This is a genomic window from Methylophilus methylotrophus DSM 46235 = ATCC 53528 (genome assembly GCF_000378225.1).
GTDB lineage: Bacteria > Pseudomonadota > Gammaproteobacteria > Burkholderiales > Methylophilaceae > Methylophilus > Methylophilus methylotrophus.
Window position 1 is genome coordinate 212,341 of the sequence record NZ_KB905143.1, and the last position, 14,635, is coordinate 226,975.

The 14,635-nt window shown below is 47.6% G+C and carries 9 protein-coding genes; 5 read left to right on the forward strand and 4 right to left on the reverse strand.

Going from position 1 to position 14,635, the window contains the following annotated elements:
* The first annotated feature begins 88 nt into the window (after positions 1-88).
* The 4 genes from F463_RS0109565 to F463_RS14625 all read left to right on the forward strand — a co-directional run bounded on the left by F463_RS0109565 (position 89) and on the right by F463_RS14625 (position 6,826).
* On the forward strand, positions 89-1,486 hold the full coding sequence (locus F463_RS0109565; RefSeq protein WP_018986862.1) for a TolC family protein: 1,398 nt from the start codon (positions 89-91) through the stop codon (positions 1,484-1,486).
* Positions 1,483-2,637, forward strand: a complete 1,155-nt coding sequence (locus F463_RS14280) for an efflux RND transporter periplasmic adaptor subunit (protein ID WP_018986863.1) — start codon at positions 1,483-1,485, stop codon at positions 2,635-2,637. Before F463_RS0109565 ends, F463_RS14280 begins: the two co-directional genes overlap by 4 nt.
* Before the next feature lie 2 nt (positions 2,638-2,639).
* Positions 2,640-5,723, forward strand: coding sequence for an efflux RND transporter permease subunit (locus tag F463_RS0109575; protein ID WP_026295483.1), 3,084 nt, complete (start codon positions 2,640-2,642; stop codon positions 5,721-5,723).
* Between the two features lie 599 nt (positions 5,724-6,322).
* A complete protein-coding gene (locus tag F463_RS14625; protein ID WP_018986865.1) occupies positions 6,323-6,826 on the forward strand; it encodes a hypothetical protein in 504 nt (167 codons plus the stop codon).
* A gap of 214 nt (positions 6,827-7,040) precedes the next feature.
* On the opposite strand, the gene F463_RS0109585 is transcribed toward F463_RS14625, so the two are convergent.
* Together F463_RS0109585 and F463_RS0109590 are read right to left on the reverse strand one after the other, a co-directional pair.
* Positions 7,041-7,733: a TSCPD domain-containing protein gene (locus F463_RS0109585; RefSeq protein WP_018986866.1), complete on the reverse strand. Its 693-nt coding sequence runs from the start codon at positions 7,731-7,733 to the stop codon at positions 7,041-7,043.
* A 130-nt stretch (positions 7,734-7,863) separates the two neighbouring features.
* Positions 7,864-10,029 (reverse strand): adenosylcobalamin-dependent ribonucleoside-diphosphate reductase, encoded by a 2,166-nt coding sequence (locus tag F463_RS0109590; RefSeq protein ID WP_018986867.1) that lies wholly within the window; start codon positions 10,027-10,029, stop codon positions 7,864-7,866.
* A 398-nt stretch (positions 10,030-10,427) separates the two neighbouring features.
* Between F463_RS0109590 and waaA the strand changes: the two genes are divergently transcribed.
* Positions 10,428-11,693, forward strand: a complete 1,266-nt coding sequence (gene waaA / locus F463_RS0109595; RefSeq protein ID WP_026295484.1) for a lipid IV(A) 3-deoxy-D-manno-octulosonic acid transferase — start codon at positions 10,428-10,430, stop codon at positions 11,691-11,693.
* Between the two features lie 1,638 nt (positions 11,694-13,331).
* On the opposite strand, the gene F463_RS0109600 is transcribed toward waaA, so the two are convergent.
* Positions 13,332-14,072, reverse strand: coding sequence for an LrgB family protein (locus F463_RS0109600; protein ID WP_018986869.1), 741 nt, complete (start codon positions 14,070-14,072; stop codon positions 13,332-13,334).
* Entirely contained in the window at positions 14,065-14,451 is a 387-nt protein-coding gene (locus F463_RS0109605) for a CidA/LrgA family protein (RefSeq protein WP_018986870.1), read from the reverse strand. The genes F463_RS0109600 and F463_RS0109605 overlap by 8 nt, the downstream gene beginning before the upstream one ends.
* Positions 14,452-14,635 lie beyond the last annotated feature (184 nt).

Consider the following 14,635-nt stretch of genomic DNA (forward strand, 5'->3'; position numbering starts at 1 on the left):
TTCTGAATAGAAATTCAGAATTTCATTTGGCCAAATGAATTAGCATGCTGCAACTTCAGGATATAACACAACAAAATTAAACAGCGTTATGGCACAAACTAATTGTCACAAACCATCTTTTGTCATAGCAAGCATATTGTTTTTATTTGCTTCACATAATGTCGCTGAGGAGATCATTAGCCCGCCTGCATTTGTGTCTGACGAACGCCCGACTCTCCTTAAAAAAAGTTCTCAAGCGCAGATTGATCGCATCGACCAACCAGCCACAACTGCCATACTTGGACTGGATGAAGTGATTCTTAAAGCTTTATATGCCGATGCACAGATACGTGGAGCAATTGAATCCATTCGACAGGCAGAGGCTGATTTGCAGACAGCCAAGCTCCCGCCGAACCCCGTGATCTCTACCAGTGGTACTTTAATGCCACTAAATCGTCCCTTTACCGCAGACAGGCAAGGAGGCCCTCCGCAGTTTGATATAGGTGTTTCCTATCCGGTTGACTGGTTTCTATTTGGTAAAAAAGCTGCTGAGGTGGCTGAGGCAGAAAAAGGCATTGATGTTGCCAGGTTCAATGTGAATGATGTGATCAGGCAGCGAATTGCGGGGGCAATTGCCTCTTTTTATGATGTCTTAGAGGCGCAGCAATTATTAAAGCTGGCCGAGGAGGACTTGAAGGACATTGTCGAACTGCAAAAAATCACTACCCAGCGTGTTGTTGTTGGTGGAGTTGGCACTATTGAGCTTGATCGCGTCAAATTATCAATAATCACTAGCAGAAGTGAAGTAAGAGCACGAGAGGCGACTTTGCAAGCGGCGCTTAGCCAATTAAAAAGCTACCTTGGTACGAGCAAGACCAGCCAGGTTCAAATTCACGGCGACTTATTGATTACACATCTGATTCCCCCGGCAGATATTCAAACATTATTAGCCGTTGCAGAAGAAAATAGACCGGATATCCAGGCAATACGTAAACAAATAGAACGCTCATCCGCCGCACTCAAAGTGGAAGAGGTTAATGCCTACCCTTCTGTCACACCCAGATTCGGTTTAACGAGACAGTTTCAGCAGAAAGCAATCGGTTACCCGGACGCTAACTCATGGGGAATTGGCATTGACATCTCGTTACCATTATTTGATCGGAATCAAGGGAATATTGCCAAGGCAAAGTCTGTAAAAACGCAATCTGAATATTTGTTGGACAGTCAATTGGTCGAACTGCGGTCAGAGATAGAGCAACTCCATCAAAACTATGCGAATGTTCATCAAGTTTTGTCTATCGACTCGGAAGCCAAACTAGAGTCAGCCCGCTTCATCAGAGACAAGATCAAAACGGCATATGCGCTTGGCGGCAACAGTTTGTTTGAGTTGCTGGATGCCCAAAGAAATTACCGAGACAGTTATCGCTCACATATCCAGAATTTATCAAGCTACTGGCATACCTTATACGCATTGAATGCAGCTGTTGGAAAGCAAATTTTAAAATGAATAGCAAAAAACACATTCACCTCAGTTATATCGCCTTATTGGTCATCGCGCTAGCACTGGTGCTCTGGTTTAACCTAAAAGAAACCAGCGGAAAGTCCCGCCCTATAAAGAGTCAAGTGCCGACACCTTCTCCGGTGACTGTATTAAATAATCATACGATCAAAATTGATCCACAATCTCCGTTGTATCGAAAAATGAGCATCCTTCAACTACAGAAAACATCTGTTTCTATCCCCATGTTGACAATGACCGGGACTGTAATTGCAAAAAGAAAAAGTGGACTATTGCCACAGGAAGATAATTTTGAATTTAATAGTCAAGAACTGTCTGCCATTTATGCTGACTGGCAGAAGTATGGAACCGACATTGCATTTTTGAAAAAACAAATACTTAAAACACAAGAATTGATAGCCACTCAATTACGCACTCAGAAAACGGAAGTTGAAAGGCTGAGGAAGCTTGTAGAGATTGGTACTGAAGCGGCACGGGACTTGAATCTTGCAGAATCGAATCTATTACAAACACAACTGGAAGGACAAAAGTCATTATTTGATTTGCAAAATGCAATGGTACAGGCGAAGCATAGTTTTGCCGATGCCGAGAGACGCTTGCTGCAAGCCGGGGTGGATGTAGAGCTACTGGCAAAACTCGGACAAACCGCTGTATTGGTGGCAGGGGATGTGCCTGAAGTCAGTATCGACAAAATTAAAGTTAACCAGCAACTTGCTGCCCGCTTTTATGGTCATCTTGATAAAGTTTTTACAGGACGTGTACAGAGCATCTCTCCCTCGCTGTCTATCGAGAAAAGAACCCTAAAAGTATTCTTTACAATATCAGATCAGAATGGTGAATTAATTCCTGGCATGTTCTCCGACATTGGTTTAGGCACTGATGCCCGAGACTCGCTCTTAATACCGTCCGATGCATTGATCCATATTCGTGATAAAGACTATGTCTTCCGAATGGTTCAAGATAATCAATGGCAAGTCACAGAAGTGAAGGTCGGTGAGCGTTTTGACGCGAATTGGGTAGAGATTTTAGATGGGCTGACTGAAGAAGAAAAAGTGATCGGTCACGGGGCCATTTTATTAAAGCCAATCGCTGAGAAAGTCGTCATGACAATAACTTCTCTATCCAAGCAGGCGGCATAGTCATGATTGCCCGCTTTATTAAATACGCTCTCCAATATCGTTGGGCGGTACTACTAATTGCATCGGCTATTTCCATAGCAGGCATATTTTTATTCACACAAATGAAAATAGACGCCTACCCGGACATATCCTCACAGATGGTACAAGTTATCACTGTGTTTCCAGGTCAGGCACCTGAGGAAGTAGAGCGACAGGTAACTGTACCGATAGAGATCGCCATGAAAAATGTTCCGCATGTCGAAACAATAAGGTCTCGCACAATTTTTGGCTTATCTGTTGTTCAACTCATCTTTAAAGAAGGCACAGAAAGTTATTGGGCAAGGCAAAGAGTACAGGAAAAATTAGCGCTGATCAGCTTACCGGCTGGTGCTGAGGCAGAAATTGGACCTCTCGCTACGGCGTATGGTGAAATGGTGCGTTATGAACTGGTATCTGATGGTCGGCAGGATTTAATCGAATTACGTACGCTCAATGATTGGGTAATCATTCCCCGCCTATTGCGTGCAGAGGGGGTTGCCGAGGTTTCAAATTTTGGCGGTTTTGAAAAGCAATATGGCATTATTCTTAATCCTTCACAGCTATTGCGTTATGGTCTTTCAGTGCAAGAGGCCATCAGTGCAATAGAATCAAACAATACCAATTCTGGTGGGAGCGTGCTGTCTAGAGGCGGGATGTCTTTCGTCATCCGCGGCACTGGTGTTTTAAAAAATGAGAAAGAGATTGGCGATGTATTCATCAAATCTGTCGATGGCCAGCCGCTATATCTGCGGGATATTTCCAGTATACAAATTTCAAAAAAAATACCTGCGGGGATCTTTAGTAAAAATAATGAAGATGCAAGTGTCGAAGGTATCGTTTTACTCCGAAAAGGCGAGAACCCTTCCGATGTATTGAACCGGGTACAGTCAGCTATCCACGAGCTCAATAAGTCAGGTTTGCCCTTGGGCGTAAAAATCGTGCCGTTTTATGATAGAAGTCAATTAATCGCCAGCACCATACACACGGTTGCACATAGTGTCACTTTTGGCGTGATGCTCGTATTGTTTATTTTACTCATGTTTTTGGGGCGGCCAGCGCTTGCTATCCTGGTTGCATTAACCATCCCATTTTCATTACTCTTTGCCATCATTCTCATGTACCTGACGGGTATCCCGATTGGCCTCCTATCCATTGGTGCAATTGACTTTGGCATTATTGTAGATGGCGCCATCATTATTGCTGAAAGCATAGCCAGAGCACTGCACGCAAACAATGAGGCGCATGCGAGCAATCCTGATGCGCCTGATAAGACTATTCAAACGATTGCTCAAGCGACGCAAGAAGTAGAACGCCCAGTCTTTTTTTCAGTTCTGATTATTGTGGGCGCCTTTTTGCCTTTGCTTACCCTCACTCATATAGAGGGCCTACTGTTTAGACCCATGGCGCAAACGATCGTCTTTGCCTTGATCGGAGCAGTCATTTTCTCCTTGTTTGTTTTACCAGTCATCGCTTCTTTTTTGTTTAAAAATGGCTTTAAGGATACAGAAAGTAAGCTGTTGCTGTACCTAAAGAAACAATATCATGCTGCGCTAACATGGTCGCTCAAGCACACGCAATCGATTGTTGTATTGTCTGCATTATTGATCGGATTACTGACGATTTTTATTTTCCCTAGAGTGGGCTCCGAGTTTTTGCCTTATATGGATGAGGGCGTCATTTGGGTCAGGGCAAACTTCCCCGAGGGTACCTCGCTAGAGCAAACATCGCTCTTCGGAAAACGCCTGAGAGAGGTTGCCATGTCCTTTCCAGACATTAAATTTGTGACCGTACAAGCTGGTCGAAATGACAGTGGTACAGACCCATATCCACCCAGCAGAGTTGAAATGATGATAGGTCCAAATGATCCGACAACCTGGACACAAGTACATAGCAAGAGCGAACTCATTACCGTGATTGGAAACGCATTCAGAACAGAGTTTCCAACCACCCGATTTAATTTCACACAGCCTATTATTGATAGTGTGACAGAAGACTCCAATGGAACTTCAGCAAACATGGCTGTTGAGTTTTCCGGCAATGATTCAACCGTATTGCTATCACTCGCAAAGCAAGCTGAAACATTGTTAAAAACAATTCCTGGCGCGGTGGATGTCAACATTGAGCAGGAAGGGCCGCAGCCACAGCTGGTTATTGAGCCAGACAGAGCCTTGTGCGCACGTTATAAAGTCAATATTATCGACTTGTCCACCTTAATAAATACCGCTATTGGTGGATCGCCAGTGGGCGTGATTTACGAAGATGAGAAAAGATTCGATATCGCTGTGAAGTTTTCTTCTGAATATATGAACTCCATGCAGTCGATACAGCGCTTACCCGTATTTAATGCTGATGGGATTCCCATTCCATTGTCTCAAGTGGCAAAAGTTAAAGTCGTGGATGGTCAAACGATGATTGCGCGGGCAGACAGTGTGCGTCGTCTTACTGTGCGCAGTGATATTCAGGGCCGTGATCAGGGTGGCTTTGTTTCTGAAGCCCAAGGGGTGTTTGCCAAGCAACTGAAGCTGCCAGAAGGCTATCGTTTAAATTGGATAGGCATGTTTGAGAATCTGGATCGAGCAGGCAAACATTTTTCCATCTTGGTACCCATCACAATTTTGATTATTTATCTATTGATCGTGGCAATCTTTAAATCACAGCGATATGCCCTGATTTTACTTTCTACAATCCCATTTGCATTTACAGGGGGATTGGTGGCGCTCTATTTGCGCGGGATGAATTTGAATGTCTCTTCAGGGGTTGGTTTTGCTGCGGTATTTGGCATATCAATCATGAGTGGTGTATTAATGATCAAGGCGATTACAACCCTTGAGAAGGATGGACTCCCGACGGACGATGCCATCATACAGGGTGCCATGGATTGTTTTAGGCCAATAGTGATCGCCTCTTTAGTGGCCATCTTGGGACTATTGCCTGCGTCTCTGGCGCATGGGCTAGGTTCTGATGTACAAAGACCATTGTCAACGGTGATCGTTTGGGGTTTAGGAGGTGCATCAATGATGACACTAATGCTATTACCATTAATATATAGGCTATTTCATACTAAATAACTTGTGTAACATTATTCAATATCCTTACCTCCAGTATTATCTGCAAATACATTTCTACACGGACAAGGATGATTATAATTAGCCGCTACAGCTTTCAAATGTCGCTAGTATTTGTGTATATGTAGCGCTTTCATATGCCTCAGCAAAACTCACAGAATCAGTAGCGTATGATTCCGATTTTTTCAATGCCGTAACTGAGCTTCTCTGGCGACGGGCACGCATATTTGCAAGTTTTTGACTATAGTCAGTCATTGTTCTTTTCTTTCCTGGTAAGTTTCATGCGCCCAAAAGTAACGCGCCCGCGATTGTTAAAGTAATTACCTTCAGCTGTTTTTAGAACTTCATCAACACAAATCTCAAATTTGGCAAAAAACCATTTTTGGTGCAACTTTGTAGGTTGAGTTATTTGTTAATCAATTGATTTTATTAAAATGACAATCTCGAGTTGAATTGCAAGAATCTCGATTTGAATCACAAACGACAAAAAATTTGAGAACGACACGAAAGGCCTTATAAAAGATTATATTGGCCCATCAATTGATAATGGCTTTCGATTAGGAAGCCATGCCACCCCCAGGAAATTTATCCTATCAATTGATTTGGCTTTACTTTTAGCAAAATGCATACAAGCTTGGCCCCAAGTTAAGTCATTAAAATCCGATGTGAAATTCTTTTATGACCAGAGGGTTTGTTTAAAGGGCGTAATGGGTGGAATTCCATATCCCCTCTTTTGGATTGATAATAATACCCAAACAAACAATCTTGAAACCCTAGAGGATAAGTTTAACAATAGGACTGATATTGCGGTATCAGATGTATTTGACTACTGCATGAGATTTATTCATGAGATGGAAAGTGAAGTTTTAATCAAGCCATATATATACGAAGAGAACGACTCTTTCTTTAATGAAATGCCTTCAGAACATAAAGAGTTCATTACTAAGTACAATGCATACTGGCAAGAGGAAGAGCAAAAAAGAAAAGTTGAGAGTGCCTCTGATAATCAACCAACTCAATACGAAAAGAAAGAGCTAGACAACCCCTCACTGGTGCTTGCGAAGAGTATCATCGAATTTATCAACAAATCAAAAAAAGAATCCTGAAATCTGCGAGATAAATCCTCTCAAGACATCAATAATCCGAAAGCGAAAAATCCCTAATTTGTATCAATACAAAAGCCCCGTTATTGGGGCTTTTCGTTTTAATAAGTTAACTTAAGTTGCATCTTTTAGGGGCAGAAGTTGCAGCTTATGAAGCCAAACTTGCAATTTATGCTGCCACTCACAAAAGGAGCCGAAGCTCCTTTCATTTAATTGTTTAACCGCACTTACTATCCCCGCAGTTCAAGCAAGTCATGCATCCATCCATCAGGATGCTTGCTTTGGTATTACACTTTTTGCAAAGCTGCGCTCCTTTTGGGAAGCCTTCATCATTTGATTCTTCACCCGATTTGGCGTGTTTTTCCAGGTATTCGGCTTTTTTCTCTTCTACCAGTTTTTGCTGGTGTTCGTCTAAACCTGGCTTTTTCAGCATACCGATTTCTTGCAGGTGTTTTTCTACCACTTCACCAATCTCGGCTACCAGGCTGGGCACAAACTTGCCGCCTTTTTTAAAGTAGCCGCCGCTAGGCTCAAACACGCTTTTGAGTTCCTCAACCAAAAAGGTGACATCGCCACCTTTGCGGAACACGGCGGACATGACGCGGGTGAGCGCGACTATCCACTGGAAGTGCTCCATGTTTTTGGAGTTGATGAAGATCTCAAACGGGCGGCGGTGTTCTTGTGGCGTGCCTTCGTTCATGATGACGTCGTTGATGGTGATGTAGAGCGCGTGCTCGGTCACCGGGGTTTTGATCTTGTAGGTGTTACCCACAAGCATATCTGGGCGGCTTAATGGTTCGCCCATTTGGATAACATTCGTGACAGGCGCTGCTGCGGCCTCGGCTGCTTTTTTGTCTTCATCGGTCACCAGTTTGTAGGCGGTGATTTTTTTGTCGATCTTAATTGCCATGTTGTTCTCCCTATTGGAGCTTAATTTTTTAATAAACTCAATCTTTTAACGTGCTCAAATTTTGATGGTTGCCACTACTTTTAATGGGCAAGTTTTTAGAGCAGCGGACTTTTAATCCGCTTGGCTCTAATTAAAACTTGCCATAATAACCTTCCTTAAAGGCGTCGAATAAGTTGGCGGCGGTGTGGATTTCTCCGTCGTACTCAATCTCTTCATTCCCTTTGGCTTCGATCTCGGTGCCATCTTCGAGCGTAAACTTGTAAGTGGTGCTCTCTAAATCCTTCTCGGTCACCAGAACCCCTTGGAATGCCTCGGGATTAAATCTAAAGGTCGTGCAACCTTTCAAGCCCTTGTCGTAAGCGTAGAGGTAGATGTCTTTGAAATCCTCAAAGTCGTAATCGGTAGGCACGTTAATGGTTTTGGAGATGGAGCTATCAATCCATTTTTGCGCCGCGGCCTGAATATCCACGTGGGCTTTTGCCATGATGGTGGATGAATCGAGGAAGTAATCCGGCAATTGTTCTTCTGGTTTGTCGCTGAACGGCATCGCGTTCGGGTTCACCAGTTCACGGTAGGCCAGCAGCTCGTAGCTGAATACGTCCACCTTCTCTTTGGACTTTTTGCCTTCACGGATCACGTTACGTGCATAGTGGTGGGCAAAGCTCGGCTCGATGCCGTTGCTGGCGTTGTTTGCCAGACTCAGTGAGATCGTGCCGGTGGGCGCAATAGAGCTGTGGTGCGTAAAGCGCACACCCTTGGTGGCGATCTGGTTACGCAAGCCTTCTGGGAACTGCTGCATATAGCGGCTGTATTTGCCCAGCAAAACTTTACCGGCCAGTTTCTGGCCAACCTTGATGCCATCAGCCGCCATTTCGGGGCGAACGCGCAGCATGTCGGCAGTGACTTCAAATTTCTCGTCCATGATCGGTGCCGGGCCTTTTTCTTCGGCCAGTTGCACACCGATTTCCCAGCCCACTTCGGCCATGATGCGGGTGACTTCTTCAGTGAATTTCACTGAATCTTCATCACCGTATTTCATTTTGAGCATGGTGAGTGTTGAGCCCAGGCCCAGGTAGCCCATACCGTGACGGCGTTTGCGGGCGATTTCCTGGCGTTGCTGCTCGAGTGGCAAACCGTTGATTTCGACCACGTTGTCGAGCATGCGGGTGAACACGGCCACCACTTCGCGGTATTCGTCCCAGTCAAAATGCGCATTGTCGGTGAATGGCTCGCGTACAAACTTGGTCAGGTTCACAGAACCCAGCAGGCAGGCGCCGTATGGCGGCAAGGGTTGCTCGCCGCATGGGTTGGTGGCGCGGATGTTTTCGCAGAACCAGTTGTTGTTCATCTCGTTGACGCGGTCGATCAGGATAAAGCCTGGCTCGGCAAAGTCGTAGGTGGAAGACATAATGACATCCCACAGACGGCGTGCCTTGATGGTTTTGTAAATGCGGCAAGCCACTTTACCGGCCTCTGGGCCTTCCAGCTTGGTGAGGTATTTGCCTTTGATTGGCCAGTCGCGCCACACCACTTGTGACTCATCGTTGACATTGAGGCCATCAATAATGGCTTCTTTTTCAGTCACCGGGAAAGCCAGGCGCCACTCGGCATCAGCTTTGACGGCTTCCATAAATTCTTTGGTGATCAGGCAGCTCAGGTTGAACTGGCGCAAACGGCCGTTTTCACGCTTCGCTTTGATAAAGTCAGTCACGTCTGGATGCGAAATATCAAAGGTTGCCATTTGTGCACCACGGCGGCCACCGGCAGATGACACGGTGAAGCACATTTTGTCGTAGATATCCATAAACGACAGCGGGCCGGAAGTATAGGCACCGGCACCGGCGACAAACGCGCCTTTTGGACGCAGGGTGGAGAACTCGTAACCGATACCGCAACCGGCTTTGAGCGTCAGACCGGCTTCGTGCACTTTGCCCAGGATATCGTCCATGCTGTCTTCGACCACGCCTGACACGGTACAGTTAATGGTAGAGGTAGCTGGCTTGTGCTCTTGTGCGCCAGCGTTGGAGGTAATACGGCCTGCCGGAATCGCGCCACGGCGCAAGGCCCACAGGAATTTTTCGTGCCATTCTTGCTTTTTTTCTTCGGTGGTTTCGACGTCCGCCAGCGCACGGGCGACTCGGCTATAAGAGTCGTCCATGTCTTTATCCACATGCTCGCCAGACTTGGTTTTGAGACGGTATTTCTTGTCCCAGATATCGAGTGAGACGGGCTGCACCGGAATCTCCACAGCAACTCCTTCTGACTGGACTTTCTTTTGTTCAACTGCTTTCAGCATCGAGTTCTCCCACCTTGGTGTTTCTTATTAAATTGATAACGCGTTGTGCACCGGAAAAAACCCCTGCGGTAAACAACGCGTTGCAACAGGACCGGCTTAAAACAAGCGTTTTCACGCTTGCATGGCCGCACGCTATGGCTTGAGGCGCGGCACCGGTCAAACACAATATCTTGTGTTGTTGGCAATAATTTATGCCTATAGCTTGTTGACGTCAATGCTTTTTTTGTGATTTTTTTTGCGGTATATGTATTGCATTTTTTTGAGCGTGAAAGAAACAGGCGCCAAAGCATAGGTGAGTCATCACTCACGTGTTTTTTGAGGTGTGTCGGCAATACAACAAGTCTCTAAACAACGACCAGAAGCACCCATTTTGGTAGCATTAATGCGAGAATAGCGCCATGCCAAAAATCGTGTATTCCCTACTCATGACACTGGTGGCGCTACTGCTGCCACTCAAGCTGCTCTGGCGTGGCCTGAAACAACCCGAATACCGCCAGCATGTGCGCGAACGCTATGGCTATTACACGCAAACCGTCAACGCCCCGCTAATTTGGGTGCATTGCGTCTCCGTCGGTGAAACGCGCGCGACACAGCCGCTGATCCATGCCTTGCTTGAACAGTATCCGCAACACCAGATACTCATCACCCACGGCACGCCTACTGGCCGTGACACCGGTCGCCAGCTGTTTAGCCAGCACATTACCCAGGGCCGTGTACTGCAAGCCTATTTACCGGTAGACACGCCGGGCGCCAGCAAACGCTTCCTTGCGCACTTCAAGCCGGTATTAGGTTTGTTAATGGAAACCGAGTTATGGTTCCATGTGATTGACCAGGCCACGCGCCAGCACATCCCGGTGGCGCTGCTGAGTGCGCGCCTCTCGGCCAAATCGGCCGCTGGCTACGCCAGACTCGGCAGCCTGACACGGCAAGGCTTGCAACAACTGGCACTGGTGGCCGCACAAACCGCCGCGGATGCCGAACGCCTGCAAGCGCTTGGGGCACCGCATCCAATCATCTGCGGCAACCTTAAATTTGACGTCACGCCTCCCACAGACAGCGCTGACAAAGGTGCGGCATTGCGCCAGCGAATCGGCCAGGACCGCACCGTATTGATGGCTGCCAGCACACGTGAAGGTGAAGAGTCACTGATCCTCGATGCCGTGCAAGGCACAGGCGTACTCACGCTGCTGGTGCCCCGCCACCCGCAACGCTTTGCCGAGGTGGAATCGCTACTGAAATCACGTGGCCTGCGTTATGTGCTGCGTACAGAACTGGTACAACCCTTAAATGCCGATGTGCAAGTGGTGCTGGGCAATAGCATGGGGGAAATGTATACCTATTACGCCGCCAGTGACTTTGCCGTGATGGGTGGCAGCCTGCAGCCGCTGGGCGGGCAAAACCTGATTGAAGCGGCGGCCATGGGCGTCCCGACGATACTAGGGCCGCATATGTTTAATTTTACGCAGGTGGCACAAGCAGCCGTGCTGGCCGATGCGGCGGTGCAGTTAAAAGAGGTGAGTGAGCTGCATGACATGATTGCAGCCTTGGCGGCGGATAAGGTGAAAGTGCGTATGATGGCGGAGGCGGCGAAAGGGTTTACGTTGCAGCATAGAGGGACAACGGAAAGACTGATGATGGCGATGGCGCCATTGTTAAAAAAGTAATTCTTTAGTGAGGTACTTAAGTCATTTCGATATTAGTTGATTGTTGTGGCGATTTATTTCGCCTTTGGGCGAGTTACTTTCTGTTGCTTGCCCCACAGAAAGTAACCAAAGAAGAGGGCACCCAGCCATCACGGCCTGCGGCTCCCTTGCGTTGCTCAACAAAGTAAGTGGTCACGAAACTCGACCTGGCAGCTCACATAAAACGTGAGCTGCTGCGGGACTCGGACAGTCGCTCCCTTCTTCCTTACTTTGTTTCCGCTACTCAGCGTGATGGAATGGGATTTGTCTCGCCAAACTCGCATCGTTGAAGTTTGGACCGTTGAAAAACACCAATTCCTTTCTTCAATCCACGGATCGTTGCGCTCATCGGGTGTTCAGGGTCCCCATCTGCCGCGCCGAGTAGCGCAGGCAAAATAAGATGAAGCGAGCGGCTGTCCGAATCCCGCAGTGGCCTGCGATTTGTGCAGGCCGCTAGGATGAGTTTCGCGAGCGCTTATTTTGGTGAGCAACGCAGGAAACAAGCGGAAGCTGGGGTGCACTTTCTTTTGGTTACTTTATCTTTGGGCAAGCAAAGAAAAGTAACTCGCCTACAGGCGAAAAGAACATCACAAACAACACACACCAATCCGCGTGGGCATACATGCCCACCCTACAACTTCTATTTTTCACCTAAGATTGAGCGGGATGCAGGGGAAAGAATCTGACCAAAGTGAAAGCGTGTGCTTTTCATGGGCCCCTATCTGACGCGCCGAGTAGCGCAGTCAGCGTGGGGGACTTCGGCCAGCGGCTGTCTGAGGTCCGCGGTGGCTTGCGAACTTTGCAAGCCGCTAGGGCGAGTTTCGCTGGACGCCTACGCTGATGAGCAACGCAGGATAAAAGCGGAAGCTAGGGTGCACTTTCTTTTGGTTACTTTATCTTTGTGCAAGCAAAGAAAAGTAACTCGCTGAAAAAGCGAAAAGCAACCTGACAAACATCCATTTAATTTACTGAGCAACGCAAGGCAGCCGAAGGCCGTGATGGCTGGGTGCCCTCTTCTTTGGCTACGGCCGCCACTTTGTGGCTTAACCTAAAGGTTAGCCTACGCCGCAACACTTCGTTAGTTGTGGTTACTTTCTGTGGGGCAAGCAACAGAAAGTAACTCGCCTAAAGGCGAAACAGAACATCACATACAACACACACCAATCCGCGTGGGCATACATGCCCACCCTACAACTTCTATTTTTCACCTAAGATTGAGCGGGATGCAGGGGAAAGAATCTGACCAAAGTGAAAGCGTGTGCTTTTCATGGGCCCCTATCTGACGCGCCGAGTAGCGCAGACAAAACAAGGGAGAAGGGAGCGACTGTTCGAGTCCCGCAGCAGCTCACGCATTTCGTGAGCTGCCAGGTCGAGTTTCGTGACCGCTTGTTTTGGTGAGCAACGCAGGAATCAAGCGGAAGCTAGGGTGCACTTTCTTTTGGTTACTTGTTCTTTGTGCAAGCAAAGAAAAGTCACTCGCCTACAGGCGAAAAAGAACATCACAAACAACACACACCAATCCGCGTGGGCATACATGCCCACCCTATAACTGGATTCTGAACGACGCCAGAATGACGACCAGATGAAATAGACTAGAGTGGGAATGATCCCAACCACATTTCAAAACCCCAAATGCGGCCGTAAATAAGTCAACACAATCGGCAATCCTATGGCGCTGATCACGCCATTCAGCCCCATGGCCATGCTGGCGTAAATCCCCGCCTCTTCATTCACACTAAACGCTCGCGTAATCCCCAGCCCATGTGCACCCACACCAATTGCCGTACCGCGTATCCACCATTGCTGCACTTTGACGGCATTGAGGATGTAAGGCGCCAGAATCGCACCCAGCATGCCTGTAATCACGGTGAACACTGCTGTCAGGGTCGGCGAAACGCTTAAGCGCTCGGCAATGCCCATGGCAATTGGGGCGGTGACCGATTTGGCATACATGCTGCCGACAATGTTATCAGTCGCCCCCATGAGTTTGGCAATGGCCACTGCACTGGCAATGGAGACAGTGCTGCCTACAGTGAGCGCTACCCAGATATGGAAGATCTTGCCCTGCATGCGTTTGAAACCGTGATAGATCGGTACGGCGAGTGCCACGGTCGCGGTGCCCAGTAAAAAGTGCACAAACTGGGCGCCTTCAAAATACTTTTCATAGGGCATGTCCAGCACGTCTATCGCCAGGCAGGTCAGGATCACGGAAATAGCGACCGGGTTGACCAATGGATTGCGCTTGGCACGCACATACAGCAGGTAACCCAGCTGGTAAGTGGCCAATGTAATGATCAGCGCAAACAGCGGGTCGCCCGAGAGGTAGACCCAGATGTCGGAAATCGGCAAACGCTTATTCATGGCGCTGCTCCCTGTGCAAGGCGTTGCCTTTGTGGCGTTTTAGTGAAAAATACCAGAACATCTTCAACACAATCGCGGTGACCGCTATGGTCAAAATCACACTGATCACCAGCGCCGTACTCACTGCCAGCGCATGGGTCTTTAATTCTGGCAAAAACAGCAAAACACCGACTGAGGCAGGCACAAACAACAGGCCCAGATGCTGGCGAAAACTGTCCGCCACCTCGGCCAGGTCTTTATCTACCTGGCCGCGCAAACATAAAAATGCCAGCAGTAGCAGCAAGCCCAGCACTGGCCCAGGAATGCCAGGTAAAAAGAACTTGCTGAGCAGTTCACCCAGTCCTTGCCATAAGAAAAGTTGTACCAAGCCTGAAATCATGTATTGATCCGTTTATATGCGGGTTTGAATGCGCCATGCGCCGTATCAGCGATATGTTAAAGACATTTGTTGAATTCGCCTATCCATGTGAGCAAGGTCGGGAGTAACCCCTAATGCCACAAGTGCTGTGGCCGACTTGCAAGGGGTGGCGTTGTCATTGTGATAAAATATTGCTTTTATTTTC